Source organism: Paenibacillus sp. plas6 (genome assembly GCF_057221655.1).
In genome coordinates, this window is the sequence record NZ_CM170151.1 from 4214648 (window position 1) to 4231562 (window position 16915).

General features: G+C 39.3%; 14 protein-coding genes. 11 read left to right on the forward strand and 3 right to left on the reverse strand.

Annotated features, from left to right (window positions below):
- Nucleotides 1-113: 113 nt before the first annotated feature.
- The 9 genes from recA (at nt 114) to AC2TDL_RS18735 (ending at nt 9251) form a co-directional block, all read left to right on the forward strand.
- Nucleotides 114-1157, forward strand: coding sequence for a recombinase RecA (gene recA, locus AC2TDL_RS18695; RefSeq protein WP_484697569.1), 1044 nt, complete (start codon nt 114-116; stop codon nt 1155-1157).
- 292 nt (nt 1158-1449) lie between these two features.
- Nucleotides 1450-2112: a regulatory protein RecX gene (locus AC2TDL_RS18700; protein ID WP_484697570.1), complete on the forward strand. Its 663-nt coding sequence runs from the start codon at nt 1450-1452 to the stop codon at nt 2110-2112.
- A 204-nt stretch (nt 2113-2316) separates the two neighbouring features.
- A complete protein-coding gene (gene rny / locus AC2TDL_RS18705) occupies nt 2317-3858 on the forward strand; it encodes a ribonuclease Y (protein WP_484697571.1) in 1542 nt (513 codons plus the stop codon).
- A gap of 74 nt (nt 3859-3932) precedes the next feature.
- Entirely contained in the window at nt 3933-4730 is a 798-nt protein-coding gene (locus AC2TDL_RS18710; RefSeq protein WP_484697572.1) for a TIGR00282 family metallophosphoesterase, read from the forward strand.
- A 140-nt stretch (nt 4731-4870) separates the two neighbouring features.
- On the forward strand, nt 4871-5131 hold the full coding sequence (locus AC2TDL_RS18715; RefSeq protein WP_025335291.1) for a stage V sporulation protein S: 261 nt from the start codon (nt 4871-4873) through the stop codon (nt 5129-5131).
- Between the two features lie 138 nt (nt 5132-5269).
- Nucleotides 5270-6217 (forward strand): dipeptidase, encoded by a 948-nt coding sequence (locus tag AC2TDL_RS18720; protein ID WP_484697573.1) that lies wholly within the window; start codon nt 5270-5272, stop codon nt 6215-6217.
- 151 nt (nt 6218-6368) lie between these two features.
- Nucleotides 6369-6941: a phosphate propanoyltransferase gene (locus tag AC2TDL_RS18725; RefSeq protein WP_484697574.1), complete on the forward strand. Its 573-nt coding sequence runs from the start codon at nt 6369-6371 to the stop codon at nt 6939-6941.
- A gap of 220 nt (nt 6942-7161) precedes the next feature.
- Nucleotides 7162-8718 carry a tRNA (N6-isopentenyl adenosine(37)-C2)-methylthiotransferase MiaB gene (miaB, locus tag AC2TDL_RS18730; RefSeq protein WP_484697575.1) on the forward strand — a complete coding sequence of 519 codons (1557 nt, stop codon included), beginning with the start codon at nt 7162-7164 and terminating at the stop codon, nt 8716-8718.
- A 17-nt stretch (nt 8719-8735) separates the two neighbouring features.
- Nucleotides 8736-9251 (forward strand): YlbF/YmcA family competence regulator, encoded by a 516-nt coding sequence (locus tag AC2TDL_RS18735; protein ID WP_484697576.1) that lies wholly within the window; start codon nt 8736-8738, stop codon nt 9249-9251.
- A 95-nt stretch (nt 9252-9346) separates the two neighbouring features.
- On the opposite strand, the gene AC2TDL_RS18740 is transcribed toward AC2TDL_RS18735, so the two are convergent.
- Nucleotides 9347-9964: a biotin transporter BioY gene (locus tag AC2TDL_RS18740; protein ID WP_484697577.1), complete on the reverse strand. Its 618-nt coding sequence runs from the start codon at nt 9962-9964 to the stop codon at nt 9347-9349.
- A 116-nt stretch (nt 9965-10080) separates the two neighbouring features.
- Between AC2TDL_RS18740 and AC2TDL_RS18745 the strand changes: the two genes are divergently transcribed.
- On the forward strand, nt 10081-12522 hold the full coding sequence (locus tag AC2TDL_RS18745; RefSeq protein ID WP_484697578.1) for an ATP-binding cassette domain-containing protein: 2442 nt from the start codon (nt 10081-10083) through the stop codon (nt 12520-12522).
- On the opposite strand, the gene AC2TDL_RS18750 is transcribed toward AC2TDL_RS18745, so the two are convergent.
- Nucleotides 12491-13072, reverse strand: a complete 582-nt coding sequence (locus AC2TDL_RS18750; protein ID WP_484697579.1) for an HAD-IA family hydrolase — start codon at nt 13070-13072, stop codon at nt 12491-12493. The genes AC2TDL_RS18745 and AC2TDL_RS18750 overlap by 32 nt on opposite strands.
- On the reverse strand, nt 13069-14319 hold the full coding sequence (locus AC2TDL_RS18755) for an MFS transporter (RefSeq protein ID WP_484697580.1): 1251 nt from the start codon (nt 14317-14319) through the stop codon (nt 13069-13071). The genes AC2TDL_RS18750 and AC2TDL_RS18755 overlap by 4 nt, the downstream gene beginning before the upstream one ends.
- A gap of 258 nt (nt 14320-14577) precedes the next feature.
- On the opposite strand from AC2TDL_RS18755, the gene AC2TDL_RS18760 reads away from it, so the two are divergent.
- Nucleotides 14578-16914 (forward strand): DUF7408 domain-containing protein, encoded by a 2337-nt coding sequence (locus AC2TDL_RS18760; RefSeq protein WP_484697581.1) that lies wholly within the window; start codon nt 14578-14580, stop codon nt 16912-16914.
- The last annotated feature ends 1 nt before the right edge of the window (nt 16915 follow it).

Genomic DNA, 16915 nt, shown 5'->3' on the forward strand with positions numbered 1-16915 from the left:
GCAAAGAGATGCATCGCGACACAAAAAATACGAATGTGTGTTCGAAAAAACTATTGGCAAGAAGGGATAAGTAAGGTATTATACTAATATAAACATTGAAGGATGTGAATTTCGTGAGTGATCGTCGTGCAGCGCTTGACAATGCGCTTCGTCAAATTGAAAAGCAATTTGGTAAAGGCTCAATTATGAGATTAGGTGAATCTACACATATGCAAGTAGAAACCGTTTCTAGCGGTTCCCTTGCTCTTGATATTGCATTAGGAATTGGTGGTTATCCACGAGGTCGTATTATTGAAGTATATGGACCAGAATCTTCTGGTAAAACAACAGTTGCTTTGCATGCTATAGCTGAGGTTCAACGTGCTGGTGGACAAGCTGCTTTTATTGATGCAGAGCATGCGCTAGATCCGCTATATGCCAGCAAACTGGGCGTTAATATTGACGAGCTGTTGCTGTCCCAACCTGATACAGGGGAGCAAGCGCTAGAAATCGCTGAAGCACTTGTACGCAGCGGTGCTGTTGATATCGTTGTTATTGACTCTGTTGCTGCTCTTGTACCGAAGGCAGAAATTGAAGGGGATATGGGCGATTCTCATGTCGGCTTACAAGCACGCCTAATGTCACAAGCGCTGCGTAAGCTTTCAGGTGCGATTTCAAAATCAAAAACAATTGCCATTTTTATTAACCAGCTTCGTGAAAAAGTTGGCGTTATGTTCGGAAATCCAGAAACAACGCCTGGTGGTCGTGCGTTAAAGTTCTACTCCAGCGTTCGTTTAGATGTTCGCCGTGTTGAAACTTTAAAGCAAGGCAATGAAATGGTTGGTAACCGTACTCGTATTAAAGTAGTTAAAAATAAAATGGCTCCTCCATTTAAGCAAGCTGAAATCGATATTATGTACGGAGAAGGTATTTCCAAAGAGGGCAGCATTATCGATATTGGTGTTGAAATGGATATCGTTCAAAAGAGTGGAGCATGGTTCTCGTACAATGGTGAGCGTTTAGGTCAAGGCCGTGAAAATGCTAAGCAATTCTTAAAAGAGCATCCTGAAATTGCTCAAACCATTGAAAGTCAAATTCGTGAATCTTCAGATCTTACTGCTGCTCTTCCTGCTAGCTTTGCTGAGGAAGAAGAGGATGAGCTAGACGAACTATTTTAAGCAGCGTTTCTAACTAAATTCATTAAGGATTAGACTATTCTAGCTGCAATATAGCACTCCGAGCAAAGGAATAAACGTCTGGAAAACGGGAGAGATCTGCCCTCAAAGCCTGTTGCAGTCACAGAAATTAATAAATGCAACAGGCTTTAAAAAGCGGAAGAAAGAGGATTATTCCGGAACTATTCTGGAGCGTTATTAAGCTGTTCAGCTTGTCAGTTTCTCGCTGACATCCTGAACAGCTTCTTCATTATAACGAGGTAATTTGCTGAAAATGAGGTGAGCAAGCAATACGATGAAACAAGCAGAAGGACTAATTACATCTGTTAAAGTAAGCAGCAAGCAAGCGAAAATTTATCGCATTACAATCGATATTTTGCCTGAACCATTAGAGGTGCATGAGGATATTTTTATTTCTTATCAGTTGGTAAAAGGTAAGAGTTTAACTTCTTCTCTAATTGACGAAATTATAGATGAGAACGCAAATTATCTTGCGTACATTAAAGCAATTCGTTACTTAGCTGCCAAGGCGCGCAGCAGTCAGCAGCTTGCCCTTTATTTAAGAAGACAGCAATTTAGCGAACAGCACATCTCGAACGCACTATCTCGCTTAACAAGTGAAGGATATATGAACGATAAAGAATATGCAATGCAATATGTGAATGCGCGAATGGGCAAACAGGGAAAAGGCAAATTGCGAATCGCAATGGAGCTTAAAGGGAAAGGGATTTCAAGTTCAATTATAGAGCAAGCACTGGCAAAGGTGGACGAAGAAGCTGAGCTTGCAGGGGCTTACAAGGCTGCGCAAAAAAAACTGTACAGTCTGCAAGGAACAGAAGTAGAAATTCGTCGAAAACTGATGCAATTTCTTGTACGTCGTGGATATTCACGAGCAATTAGCCGAGAAGTTATGAAAATGCTAGAAAATGATGCAAAAAAGAGAGCAGACGAGGGATAATTCGGGAATTGCTTGACAATTGATTTTCCGAAAAGATAAAATGAAGGAGTATTCCTAAAATTTTTGTATCAATTTTACTTCCAAAAATTGATGCGAAATGTTTGTTTTTCGTCTAATGGCGTAATTAATGCGGTGTGGAAACCGGTTAAAACCAAACAACATCTCAGGGCTCGACCCTGGGTATGCAACAAGGAGGTGAACAAGATGGAACATATAATCTGGGCCCTCGTTTGTATCCTTGTTGGCGCAATTTTCTTTGGAATTGGTTACATGATACGAAAATCGATTGCTGAAGCAAAAATTTCTAGTGCAGAAGAAGCTGCCGTTCAAATTATAGAGAATGCGAAGAAGGAAGCTGAAGCTGTTAAGAAAGAAACTGTGCTTGAAGCAAAAGATGAAGTCCACAAACTGCGTACTGAAGCTGAAAGGGACATTCGTGAACGTCGTAACGAAACACAACGTTTGGAAAGACGATTGCTTCAAAAAGAAGAATCGCTGGATAAGAAACTAGAGATCTTAGAACGCAAAGAAGAGGCTATAGCCAGCAAGGAGAAACGAATCGAGGAAACACAGCAACAGATCGATTTGCTCTACAAGCAACAGCTCAGTGAATTAGAACGTATTTCCAATCTGACGATGGAAGATGCTAGAACGATAATTCTATCCAATGTGGAACAAGAGGTGCGTCATGAGACTGCACAGATGATTAAGGATATTGAGCAGCAAGCAAAAGAAGAAGCTGATAAAAAGGCTCGAAACATTATCTCACTTGCGATTCAGCGCTGTGCAGCTGATCATGTAGCTGAAACAACGGTTTCGGTTGTAACGCTACCAAATGAAGAAATGAAGGGACGTATTATCGGGCGTGAAGGTCGAAATATCCGCGCACTGGAAACCTTGACCGGTATTGATCTAATTATCGACGATACACCGGAAGCGGTCATATTGTCTGGCTTTGATCCAATCCGACGTGAAATCGCTCGTACTTCACTTGAGAAGCTTGTTGCGGATGGTCGTATCCATCCTGCACGTATTGAGGAAATGGTTGAAAAATCACGCAAAGAAATCGATGATCGTGTACGTGAATATGGTGAACAAGCGACTTTTGAGGTTGGTGTGCATGGTCTGCATCCAGATCTCATCAAAATCCTTGGTCGATTAAAGTATCGTACAAGTTATGGTCAAAATGTGCTTAAGCACTCTATGGAGGTTGCTTATTTAGCTGGCTTAATGGCTGCAGAGCTAGGTGAAGATGTAGTTTTAGCTAGACGTGCCGGTCTATTACATGATATTGGTAAAGCACTCGATCATGAGGTTGAAGGCTCACATGTCGAGATTGGTGTTGAACTTGCTAAAAAGTATAAAGAACATCCTGTCGTTATTAACAGTATTGCATCTCATCATGGTGATACAGAAGCGACCTCGGTTATTGCAATGCTTGTAGGAGCAGCTGATGCATTATCTGCTGCAAGACCAGGTGCTCGTCGTGAAACATTAGAAACGTACATTAAACGTTTAGAGAAGCTTGAAGCGATTACGGAATCATTTGATGGTGTCGAAAAATCATACGCGATTCAAGCGGGGCGTGAAGTTCGTGTTATGGTTCAACCTGATAAAATCGATGACACAGAAGCATTCCGTCTTGCTCGTGACATTACGAAGAAAATTGAAAGCGAGCTAGACTATCCAGGTCATATTAAAGTTACGGTTATTCGTGAAACGAGAGCCGTTGAATATGCTAAGTAAGAATGCTCGTAGGGGAGTGGCTGGGAACAGCCACTTCTCTATTTTATGTAGGATATAGATAAGGATGGTTACAAATGAAAGTACTATTTATTGGTGATATTGTTGGGAGTGTCGGCAGAGAAGCAGTAAAACGCGTTTTGCCAGCATTAAAAGATAAGCATAATCCGGACATCATTATTGCTAATGGTGAAAACGCAGCGGCAGGTAGAGGGATTACCCGCCAAATCGCCAATGATTTTTATGATTGGGGTATTCATGGCATTACAATGGGAAATCACACCTGGGACAATAAAAATATTTTTGAGTGGATGGATGATGAACCTCGAATTGTTAGACCAGCGAATTTTCATCATTCCGCACCAGGTAAAGGACTAGCAATCATTAATGCGAATGGTAAAAAGCTAGCGATTATCAATATTCAAGGGAGAACATTTTTGCCGCCGATTGACTGCCCATTTATGACCGCAGATAAATTAATTGAAGAAGCGAGCAAGATTACTCCGCATATTTTAGTTGATTTCCATGCTGAAGTCACTTCTGAGAAAATCGCGATGGGTTGGCATCTTGATGGTAAAGCTTCAATCGTAGTTGGTACACATACTCATGTTCAAACTAACGACGATACCATTTTGCCAAATGGAACGGCATTTATTACCGATGTAGGGATGGTTGGCTCCAAGGAAGGTGTGCTTGGAATGCAGAAGGAAGCTGTGTTACACCGTTTTCTTACTGGTATGCCATCGCGTTTTGTTGTAGATGAGGGGAAATGGCATTTTCATGCAATTGTTGCGGAGCTAGATAGTAAGAGCGGACGGGCAATAAAAATTGAAAAGATTAGATTAACAGAAGATTCATGGCTGCTTATGAAATAAGCGGCCTTTTTATTTTATCGTTCTTTTAAAATTCTGAATAATTCAAATAATAAAAATTTTGTGTGCAGGAATCTTTCTAAATTTCACGAATAATTATAGTATAGTAAAGTCCATCAAACATTCCAGGGGAGGTTCTTAATATGGATGTATTAAAAGTATCAGCCAAATCTAATCCGAATTCAGTAGCAGGAGCATTGGCAGGCGTACTTAGAGAACGTGGCGCAGCAGAGTTACAGGCAATTGGCGCAGGAGCTTTAAACCAAGCGATTAAAGCTGTTGCAATTGCTCGTGGCTTTGTTGCACCTAGTGGAGTAGATTTGATTTGTATTCCTGCATTCACGGATATTGTTATTGATGGAGAAGATCGAACGGCGATTAAGCTTATCGTTGAACCTAGATAATTAACAGCATGAATAACCAACAATGATTAGAAAATTATTTGTGTTTTAAATTCGTTATCGACCTGTTTACTCCAGGGTAAACAGGTTATTTGCTTTCATTGAGTAAAATTAACATTTCTAATCGTAGGAGGGGATGTAATGCGGAAAATTGATTTTCATTGTGACGTCATTAGTAAATTGCTAGTTGAACAAAGATTAGATTTTCACAAAGAAGATTTTTCAGAAAGACTTGATGTGACGTTACAATCTTTACTCGATGCCGATTACATGATTCAAGTATTTGCTATTTATATCCCATCAGACCATCCCAAAGATATAATTACGATTATGAAAAGTATTGATATTTTTTATGAGCGGATAACGAATCATCCCAATATCATTGTTGTTGACTCAGCAATTGATGTGGAGCGCTGTAAAGCGACAAATAAAGTAGGTGCGATACTGTCTTTGGAAGGAGTAGATGGCTTACAGGGGCACATCTTTCTAAGTTCATTGCTTTATCGTTTAGGCGTGCGCTTTGCAGGATTAACATGGAATGCTATGAATTGGGCAGCAGATGGAGTAATGGAGCCGAATGGTTCAGGGTTGTCCAGCTTAGGCAGAGACTTTGTCACACAATGCAATAAGTTAGGTATAACGATTGATGTATCTCATCTTTCTGAGCGAAGCTTTTGGGATGTAATGAAAATAAGCAGTAAACCAGTGATTGCCTCTCATTCCAATGCAAAAAGCATCTGCGATCATCCGCGAAATTTAACTGATGCACAAATAAGTGCGATTATTCAAAGCCAAGGATTAATTGGTATTACCTATGTACCTTGGTTTGTCGTAACAGGGGCTAAGGCAACAATGAACGATTTACTTAAACATATTGATCATATGTTAAAGCTTGGTGCAGAAAATCATATTATGCTAGGCTCTGATTTTGATGGGATCGATACACACATTGATGGATTAAGAACTCCCCGTGATGTAAATAAATTAGAAAAACTTCTGCTGCAGTACTACGATTATGAAATTGTGGAAAAAATAATGTGGCGGAACTCATATCAGTTTTTAATAAAAAATTTAAATGCGAAGCGATAAGTAGTTGAAAATAATTATGAAAATTTTGTGCGTATTTTCACAAATGCTTGTTCTTCGCTTTTAATAAGTGGTATGATAGAGGCATATGAGCGACATCATATGCCTTTTGAATGTTTTCGCAGAAGGAAGAACTTAAGGAGTGTATCGAGAAATGGAAAAAAAAGTGCCTGTAGGCGTATCAGCAAGACATATTCATCTATCACAGGAGCATGTAGAGCAGTTGTTTGGTAAAGGCTATCAACTGACTGAGTTCAAGCCATTATCTCAGCCTGGTCAATACGCTGCAAATGAAACAGTTGCAGTTATCGGTCCAAAAGGATCTTTCCCTAAAGTTAGAATTTTAGGTCCAGCGCGTAAAGCAACTCAGCTTGAAATCTCCCGTACAGATTCATTTGCACTAGGAGTTAAAGCGCCAGTTCGCGAATCAGGAGATATCGCTGGTTCAGCTGGTATTACAATTAAAGGGCCTGCGGGCGAAGTAACAATTGAAGAAGGCGTAATTATTGCAGCACGCCATATTCATTTCCATACTTCAGACGCTGAAAAATGGGGTATCACAGATAAACAAAGATTGCGTGTAGCTGTTGGTGGCGAGCGTGGTGTTGTATTTGAAAATGTAATCGCTCGTGTATCTCCAGACTTCGCTCTTGATATGCATATTGATACAGATGAAGCGAACGCTGCTGGTATTAACAATGGCGATACCGCTGAAATTATTGACTAACAATTTGGTTTTAACATAGATTAAAAATCAAGTCTGTTAGTTTATAGCAAATCATGATAAAATCCTTTTATGTAATAATGCGTTTCTGCATAAAGACATAAGAGGATTTTTGTTTTAAACTAGGAAAATATGAACTAGCTGTTTATCGTGTATAATATATGTTATAATGATGCATTGAGACTGTTAATTGTAATAACGATACTAAAGGAAGTGGATATATATGTCGTCAAAGGAAAGTAAAGACTACTCCAAATACTTTGACTTTTCTGATGCAAAGTTAATTAGCGAAGAAAATGGCAAAAAGACATATCGTATTAAAGGACGTAATATTCAAATAAATTCTGCACCTGATCATCGTGAAGAGAAAAAACGTGGCAAGCAAGAGGTGCAAGTGCATTATGATTTTGCCATTGCCGAAGAAATGAAGCAATTTGGGGCGGGAAGACGTTATTTAATCTACACATATGGTTGCCAAATGAACGAACATGATTCTGAAGTCATGAAGGGTATGTTCGAGGAAATGGGATATACTGCAACCGAAGATCGCAAGGAAGCAGATGTTATTCTATTAAATACATGTGCAATTCGTGAAAATGCCGAGGAAAAAGTGTTTGGTGAGCTTGGACATTTAAAAGCTTTAAAGCTAGAAAAACCAGATCTTATTATTGGTGTTTGCGGTTGTATGTCGCAAGAAGAAACCGTTGTTAATCGTTTATTGCAACGCTTTACGTTTGTCGATCTTATTTTCGGTACACATAATATTCATCGTTTGCCTCATCTGTTGCGCGATGCGTATTATAGTAAAGAGCTTGTTGTTGAGGTATGGTCTAAAGAAGGCGATATTATTGAAAATATGCCTAAGAAACGTGACGGTATGCGTGCTTGGGTAAATATTATGTACGGCTGTGATAAATTCTGTACGTACTGTATCGTACCGTATACACGTGGTAAAGAACGTAGTCGTCGTCCTGAGGACGTTATTGCTGAAGTTCGACAACTTGCAAGAGAAGGCTATCAAGAAGTAACGTTGCTTGGTCAAAACGTAAATGCTTACGGTAAAGATTTCGAAGATATTGATTATCGCTTCGGTCATTTGATGGATGATATTTCAAAAATAGATATTCCGCGTATTCGCTTTACAACAAGCCATCCGCGTGACTTTGATGATCATTTAATTCAAGTGCTGGCTAAGGGCGGCAATCTTGTAGAGCATATTCATCTTCCAGTTCAATCTGGTAGCTCGACTGTATTAAAACGGATGAGCCGCAAATACACACGTGAGCAATATTTAGAACTTGTAGCTAAAATTAAAGCTGCTATTCCTAACGTAGTGTTAACGACAGACATTATTGTTGGTTTCCCAGGTGAAACTGAGGAGCAGTTTGAAGAAACGCTAAGTCTAGTGCAAGAAGTTGGTTTTGATTCTGCATTTACGTTTATCTATTCTCCACGTGCAGGCACACCTGCTGCAGTGATGGAAGATGATGTGCCACTTGAAATGAAAAAACAGCGCTTATATCGTTTAAATCAACTGCTTGCTGATATTTCTCGCAAGAAAAATGAAGCATTGCTAGGTCAAGAAGTAGAAGTATTGATCGAAGGTTTAAGTAAAAATAATGATAAAGTGCTTTCAGGACGCACTCGCTCTAACAAACTTGTTCATATTGAAGGTCCAGAAGCATGGATTGGTAAACTAATCAAAGCAAAAGTGACGGTGGCGCAAAGCTTTTATATTAAAGCAGAGCCAATTGAATCTTCATTAGTGTCAAATATCTAATTTAGGGGCGAATAATAATGAAGTTGCTGCATCAATCAATAGAATCTAAGCTGTTTCTGCATGGCGGTGAGACAGGTGGGGCTTGCTCTCATAAAGGTGATCATGCAGAGATAAAGTCTTATCATATTGTTGACCTTCGAGTAAAAGAAGATGTGCAGGCAAAGGCAAGAGAGCTTGCTGATATGCTAGCTCAGTCTGAAGAGGTAGCATACTATCGCCGAGCAGAAGCCAAAATTAAAAATCACGAACGTGTTCAGCAGTTAATCGCACAAATTAAAAAGAAACAAAAAGAAGCCGTTGCATTTGAAAAAACTTTTAAAAATCCTGAAATGGTCAAAAAAATTGAAGCAGAAATCGATGAATTGCAGGATGAGCTTGATAGTATTCCGATTGTTAGAGAATTTCAGCAAAGCCAATCAGATATTAATTACTTGCTGCAGCTTGTCATTTCTATTGTTAGAGATACATTGACCGATAAAATTAATTTGGAAGATGCACCTAAAAAAGCAGAAGCTAGTGAATGTATTGACTAATGTAGCGTAAACAAAATAAGCATCCTTTCTTCATAAGCCGAAAGAGGCTAAGTAGAAAGGATGCTATTTTTTTGAGACTAGGATAGTAAAGCGGATTATGCATTAATCTGATTGTTATGTGAATGGTTGAGCGTTACTCCCTGCTCATTTCGGAATCCCATAAACTGCTTATGTAAAGCAATATAGAGAATTAAACCAATGACTGCCTTCATTGCATCTCCAGGTAAAAATGGCAGGCAAGCTAGTCCGAGAGCTTGAAAAAGCGTCATTTCATCTAAGACAGCCATAAACCATGGGACACCGACAACATAGGCAAACCAAGAGCTAAATGAAAGAAACAGGAGTAAGCAAAGGGCATATTTTGCAAAGCTAGCTGTAGAGAATTTTGCTTCTAAACGGCTAATGAAAAAGCTAATTATCATTGCGCCAAAAGGGAAATAAATGATAAATCCACCAGTAGGGCCTAAAATATGAGCAATACCGCTTTTGCCGCCAAAGACTGGCAAGCCTAGCAAACCGAGCAAAATAACGATAGCGATACTCATAAATGCAGCTCGCGGTTTTAGTATAATGCCAATTAAGATAACAGCAAATGTTTGAAAAGTAATTGGCACTGGAGAAAAAGCGAGTTTAAGTTGTAAGAAAGAAAATACGATAAATAGGGCACTGCCGAGTGCGGTGTAAACTAATGAGCGTATTGGAATTGAGTTCATTCCGTTCATCCTTTCAACTTGCTATTTTATTGTTAACCTATTATTATTAAAATTAAGTTAACAATAGGAGTGTAGCACAAACTATCTACTTTGTGAATAGGGGGATATAAATTTTTATGTTGAATCGTTCTATCATATATGCTGCTAAAAAGCTTCAACCTATTCGCAGTTATGATCGTTCTTTGCTATTAAAGTCTATAAATGTAACGATACATACTGGAGAATGGGTGTCCATAATTGGACATAATGGCTCAGGAAAAAGTACGCTTGCTACATTTATTAGTGGGCTGCGCCGTACGGGAATTAAGATAACTGGAGAGGAGCAGCGTCAGGGGAATGCAGTTTATCCAATAATCACTCAAGTAACCTCAGATTATTTGCTCGGTTCGACTCCATATGAGGACTTGCTAATAAGCTATGAGCAATATGGCAAGCCGATTGATACGGAACAGCTTGAGCAACTAATAAATGAGCTATTGCAAAGTCTTGGACTATTGGCATTAAAACATGTTCCGCTTGAATCGCTATCAGGTGGTGAACGACAGCTCGTCGCTATTGCAGGTGCCTTATTAATGGATGCTCCCTGCATTATATTAGACGAAGCAACATCTATGCTTTCTCAGGATAATAAATGGCGTGTATGTAAGATGATTCGTCAGCTTGCAAAGCAAAAAGGGATAGCCGTGCTATGGATTACACAGCAGCTTGATGAGCTTGAAGCTGATGATACCGTTTGGCTAATGCAAGACTTAGAGGTTGTTTATCAAGGTAAAGCAGCCGATTTGCTTTTAAATAAGGAGAACAGTTTTTTTAGTAAAGTTGAGCAAATCAATAATACTGAGCAACAACTGGCTGCAACTGCTGTATCTGTCACAAACTCAGAAATGTCGAATGGGAAAATTACAATTGATCGAATTCCTAATGCAGAAAACACAAACGAAGTGGTTATACATGAGCGTGGCATCTATAACGAAATAGCTAATGCGCAAAGCAAATTAGGCGCTAACCTCGTGCTTAAAGACGTAAAATTATTAGAAGAAAGCAGACATCCCATTAATTACTGCTTCGAGGGAGGAAAGCAGTATTTGTTAAGTGGGCAAAATGGAGTGGGAAAAACGACATTATTGCGCGGTTTAGCAGGGATAACTCCGGTCGTACAAGGCAGTATCCATGTTGATGGAAAAGCGCTCAGTACAGTTAAGCGGCGTTCTTCGACTCTATGGAATAAAGCTGTACTGCAACAAATTCATTATGTGCCACAGCATGTAGAGGAGATGTGGCTGTGCAGTACAATAGAGCAAGAATTGTCACTGGTCGCCAAGCAATATGCTTCAATTGACCAGGACTTGCTTCGTAAACTTAAACAAGCCGTGGAAGAGTTTGGTATTCCTTGTTCTAGACATAACAGCGAGCTATTAAGTATGAGTTTAGGGGAGCAGAAACGTGTTGCATTAAGTATTGCATTTTGCTTACAAGGGAAATGGTTGCTGCTTGATGAGCCGTTAGCTGGACTTGATGGAGCTGCAAGACAGCTTGTCATTGAAAAAGTTGCGTCAAGAAAGAAAGAGGGCAGAGGAACGATTATCGTCAGCCATCAGCTGGCAGAGCTAGTTCCAGTTATTGATTGTCATCTGGGGTTAACACATACAGGATTACAATTCGTTAATGAGATGAGCAGTGATTTAGACGAAAAACATGCGCTGCCTACTAATCAAAAGCTAATTGCAGACTCTAACATTGAGAATGTCTCAAGTTTCTTAATAAGCGATAGTCGCTATAGTAACGAAAAAGCTGTAAACAACGATCCGCATAACCGCGAAAAGCTAGCTCGTACGTTAACAAACATATTTGATCCGCGAGCATTAATGCTTTGTATGCTAGTATGCTCAGCGAGCCTATTTATATGGAATAGCTGGTATAGTATTGGCCTGTATGCTTTATTAGCGATTGTCGTTATGTTTCTGTTAGTCAGTCATATAAAGCAATCGCTTGGCATTATTATAGGTTTTAGCTTTATGGCGCTAATTCTTGTGCTTGTAGGAGGTTTATCATTTTCTCCATTAGCTTTTCACTTTACATCGGCATTATCTATTGCTCAACGGATGCTTAGTCTATTCATTATTATTGTACTTGGTTTGCCGTTATTGTCGCTAATGACACCATTTCGTTTACAGCGAGCATTACAGCAAAGTTTTAAGCATTGTCGTAAAAAGCTTCCCGCTTTAGACAGTTACGCATTACTGATATCGTTAATTTTTCGTTTTGTCCCGTTATTATCTGGGCGTTGGCTTTGGCTGCAGGCGCTAAGCCGTAGTAGATTTAAGCAAGTTCGCCGCATATCTTGGTCAATGCTGCCTGTGCTGCTATTAGCTTACGTTCGCAGCATTCTAAAGCTTGCAGATCAATTGGCAACTAGCTTGGAGTTAAGAGGCTATGATAGACCTAATAAACAGCCTCATTTTCATTCCGTAATTAAATGGCGCCTGCAGGATACTTGGTTAATGCTGATAATGATCGCAATGGCAATTATGAATATAACCATTTATCAACTTTATTAATCCAGTTACCTTGTGAGTCTGCTAATACTGTTTGCCAGCCAACGAGCTTAGCTGCATTTACATTTTTATTGCTATCATCAACAAACATTTTTTCATCAAGCTGAGGCAAGCTTTGATCAACGATTTGGAACCATTTTGGATTGGGCTTGCAAAGTCCTGTTTTATCTGAAATATAAATGCGCTTCAAATAGTTATTGTAAGGGTGCAGTAATGGCAGTAACCATTCCGAGCGATGGTTGCTCATAACGACAATACTGCAACGCTGCGCCCAATGCTCTAGCTTGTCGATGGCTGGAAGCGGACAGAGATGCTTGGCAATCAACTGATTGCTTTGCTCAAAGCTTAACTTAATTCCTTTGCTCATAAGCCAGCTTCGCCAATCCTCCTCAGAGCATAAACCACACCAAAGCCGCTCACTTAGCTCTCGTTTATACTCGCTATAAAGTGCTTGCTTGTCGCAATTGCCAAGTGAGGCTAAATGCTCCCATAATGTTGGAGTTAAATTGCTTGCAAGTACCCCGCCTACATCAAGGATTAATGTCTTATTCATGCTTGTTCGTTCCTTTCAAAAGAGCTGCCAATCATAATTTCATTCGTTTTTTCTGCTAAGCTTGCTTTTGTACGAGCTGCTTTTCTCTCTTGCAGCAGCCAATATAGGGTAAAAGCGGCAGCAGTAAAAGCAAACACGCCTCCAAGAGCAAAGCCATAATCGATCCCATAGGCTTTATTTAAATACCCTGCAATAAATGGACCACAAAACATTCCTAGCGCATAGAGTGCTTGATACAAGCCCATTGCCGTTGCTTTCATTTGCGGTTTAATATCAACAATTGCTAGGCTAAGAAAAAGCGGAGTGTGCAAGCCTTGGGCGAAACCATTTACAGCTTGTGTTACATACATCCATGGCATACTAGGAACGAGAATTAAGCCTAAAGTACAAGTTCCGCTAATTAGAAATGCCAGTAGTATCGTTCCCTCTGTTCCAAACTTAGGAATAAACCATTTGCTAGTTGCAATTGCTGCTAGCGCATGCGGCAGCATAAAGCAAAAGACAAGCAGAGTAAGCTCACTGCCTGTAGCGCCTAGCTCCGTAGCTTTAAGTGGTGTAAAGCCAAACATCGTTATAAATAAGACACTATGAGCTAATATAGATAACCAGCTGGCTTTTAATAAAGGTTTTGTTGTGATTACTTCGTTGAGCAGCTTCACGGACATACCGTTCTCTCGTTTTATCCCGCTTGGCGGCTCATAAAGAAATAGAGAAAGTAACAATCCAATAAATCCTACGACTGATCCAAAAATAAACGGAGTGCTCGTTCCGCTTAGATCAATTAGCCAGCCTGACAGCAGCATGCCGATCATTTCTCCAACTACGATTAATAGACTAATTTGCCCCATAGCTTTAGGCATTTCTTCATTAGAGAAGCCGCTTGCATACATAACAGTAAATGCGACCCATGTAGATGCACTTATGCCTGCTATTGCTCGTCCAAGCAATGGCCAAATCCATTGATCTGGGATTAAAAACAGTAGACAGCTTAATGTCGTGCTTAACATGCCAATAATGATAAATGGTTTACGCTTGCCTAATGTATCTGAAAGAATACCAATTGGAAACCGAATAAGTAATTGTACAAGTCCGTAGCTTGCTAGCACAATACCGATAAATTTTAACGAATAATTTGAAGCGGATAAGTATGGTGATAGAATAGGGACATAGATGTACATGGATACCCAAAACAATATGGTCACGATAATAAAGAGAATCCGCTGAACTTTTTTACTTGTTATTTGCATATCTTATCAACCCCCTCAAATACTGTACTAAATGTTCGTTTAGCTGTCACGTATTTTTCAACATCACGCATATATGCAACCTTTTTCAGTATTTAAACGTTATAGTAATTATGACAATTGTTTTAAAATGTATGTTAATGGAAAAAAAGAGCTTGGAAGCCTCAATAATGATTAAGTATTAAAAGGATAGGAAGGGGACTTTTTGTGAGTAAAAAGAGAAAATGGAGACGGTTCTATTTCCTGGTATGTTGTATAGCAATGTTAGCTATTTTTCTTCCAAATTATACAGCTCAGGCTACTGAAGAGAACAAGCCGAAGCAAACTAGCAACTTATTTGTTGAAGCAGAAGTTGGTTACAATGGGATGTATGTTAATGGTGTAAGTACACCTGTGAAACTAGAGCTAACCAACAATTTTAGTAGAGATTTAAAAGGGGATCTCGTTTTAAATATCATGAACAGCGAAGGAAACTCTGTTGCTCACATTATGCCGCTTGAAATAACTTCTGGAAGTACTATAGAAGCAAGGCTAACAGTAGACGGAACCTTTTCCAAGCAAGGCACTCTAATACAATTTTATGAAGGCGGCGTATCTAAAGGAGATACTGTTGCGATAAATGGCACACGTTATGTGGAAGGTCGAATGATTTCGAGCAATCAGGTGATCGGTATTGCTGCAAGCGATCCTGACACGTTGAACTTTGTTGCATTTTTTAACAATAACGGTATAGACGTTACGCCGATTGTACTAGGGGAAGATTTTTATGCAAGCACACATCATGACTTATCTATGTTTTCGATTATCGCATTAAATGATGTTGCGACTTCAGAGTGGTCAGAGGAGAAAGTTAAGGCGCTAAAAGACTGGGTTGCAAACGGCGGCACTTTGCTTGTTGGCGGTGGAGCTGGCTATAGTCAGACAGCTGCCAAACTTGCTGAGATCATGCCAGTTGAAGGCAGCAGTACTATGATCTGGGGTGAGACCAATAGCTTATCAAATTATGCCGAAAGCCAGGAACAGCTTGAACCTTTAACGATCGTTAACGGTAAGCTAATAAAAGGGAAGTCATTGCTTGAGTATAACGGTATTCCGATAATTGCTCATAGTTCTTATGGAGGCGGAAAGGTTTACTATATCGCCTTTGACCTAGGTTTAAAGCCTTTCGCTAATTGGGATGGCAGAACTTCATTCATTCAAAGAATATTAAATGCTGAACTGTTGACAAGAACCTTCTATCCGCCAGATTTCTGGTGGGGGCTTGATAACAGCACTAGCAATTTTCCAAGATTGCAATCACCAAACGTTGGTTGGCTATTACTTATTTTTGCTATTTATACCTTAATTGTTGCACCAATTTTATATTTAGTGCTGCGTCGAATGGATCGTCGTGAGTGGTCATGGTGGTTAATTCCTGTGCTAGCAGTATGTTCAACAATCATTATTTTATTTATTGGCACGAGAGATAAGTCCGAGCAATATGTTCATACTGTGAAAATTGCTCAAATTGAAGGTGAAGCTGTAAGAGAGATTGCGGCAAGTAAAGTGTTCGTTCCAAATAGTAAGGATATTACATTAACTTTGCCTGATAACAGCTATGCGCGTATTAATTACGCAAATCGAAATTATGTAAGTAACTCCGAAGTTGATACGAAGAAACATCAACGTATTAATATAGATGGAAATCAACGCACTGTTACTTTTACAAATAATAAATATTGGACAATGAAGAGTGTGTTGACAGGTGAGCAAATTTTTCCAACTGATCAATATGGCACTTTAAAGGCTAGTTACTTACAAGACAATAATGACGAGGCAATTCAAATAACTAACGAAACGAATCAAGCAATAAATCATTTGTCTCTTATCTATAATGGTCAATTATATTATATTGGGTCACTCGAAGCTGGAAAGGATATGACTTATCGTTTACCGTTTTCTGCATCTGCTAGCGGTCAACACTATGTAATTCCAACTTATTCTACTCGCTATTATGGTAACAACTACGGCGGAAATTTAGTTAGCGGGGCAAGACTGTCTTGGGATAAGTTAAATCGTGAAACAGCATTGCTCGATTATCCTTATGAAACTGTGCCTTACAGAGCTGCATTAGTTGGCTTTAGCTATGATGATACAGAAAAGTACTTGATCAACAACAAGCCAGTTAAAAGCGACGAGCTTACAATGTGGGTTGTTAATTTATCAGATCTCTTTACTCAATTTGGTCTGCAGAAAACTCTTTTCCCAGTATCTATTGACTTAGTTGGCGATGGTTCTTATGCAATTGACGACCAAGAATATTTCACTTTATATGAGGGTGAACTGTTGTTTAAATATTTTGTCCCTGTAAATGATGTTAGAGAGGATGCACCGTTATTAGGACAATTCGTTTTGAATTATATTTCGAATCAAGTAGGGATTAGCTACTCAATTTACAATGAAGAAAGTCAGCAATGGGAAACCGCAAATGACACTGAAATAGATCTTAAGCCATATTTATCAAAAAGTGGCATGATCCAGCTTAAATTAGATAATTCACAAAATTTTTATTATGAAGGCACAATACCGGTGCTGCTGCTAGATAGCGAGGTGCAGTAAT

Coding starts and splice junctions, on each gene's coding strand:
- AC2TDL_RS18700 (WP_484697570.1), top strand. CDS start 1,450: ATGAAACAAGCAGAAGGACTAATTACATCTGTTAAAGTAAGCAGCAAG.
- rny (WP_484697571.1), top strand. CDS start 2,317: ATGGAACATATAATCTGGGCCCTCGTTTGTATCCTTGTTGGCGCAATT.
- AC2TDL_RS18710 (WP_484697572.1), top strand. CDS start 3,933: ATGAAAGTACTATTTATTGGTGATATTGTTGGGAGTGTCGGCAGAGAA.
- AC2TDL_RS18715 (WP_025335291.1), top strand. CDS start 4,871: ATGGATGTATTAAAAGTATCAGCCAAATCTAATCCGAATTCAGTAGCA.
- AC2TDL_RS18720 (WP_484697573.1), top strand. CDS start 5,270: ATGCGGAAAATTGATTTTCATTGTGACGTCATTAGTAAATTGCTAGTT.
- AC2TDL_RS18725 (WP_484697574.1), top strand. CDS start 6,369: ATGGAAAAAAAAGTGCCTGTAGGCGTATCAGCAAGACATATTCATCTA.
- miaB (WP_484697575.1), top strand. CDS start 7,162: ATGTCGTCAAAGGAAAGTAAAGACTACTCCAAATACTTTGACTTTTCT.
- AC2TDL_RS18735 (WP_484697576.1), top strand. CDS start 8,736: ATGAAGTTGCTGCATCAATCAATAGAATCTAAGCTGTTTCTGCATGGC.
- AC2TDL_RS18740 (WP_484697577.1), bottom strand. CDS start 9,964: ATGAACTCAATTCCAATACGCTCATTAGTTTACACCGCACTCGGCAGT.
- AC2TDL_RS18745 (WP_484697578.1), top strand. CDS start 10,081: ATGTTGAATCGTTCTATCATATATGCTGCTAAAAAGCTTCAACCTATT.
- AC2TDL_RS18750 (WP_484697579.1), bottom strand. CDS start 13,072: ATGAATAAGACATTAATCCTTGATGTAGGCGGGGTACTTGCAAGCAAT.
- AC2TDL_RS18755 (WP_484697580.1), bottom strand. CDS start 14,319: ATGCAAATAACAAGTAAAAAAGTTCAGCGGATTCTCTTTATTATCGTG.
- AC2TDL_RS18760 (WP_484697581.1), top strand. CDS start 14,578: ATGTTAGCTATTTTTCTTCCAAATTATACAGCTCAGGCTACTGAAGAG.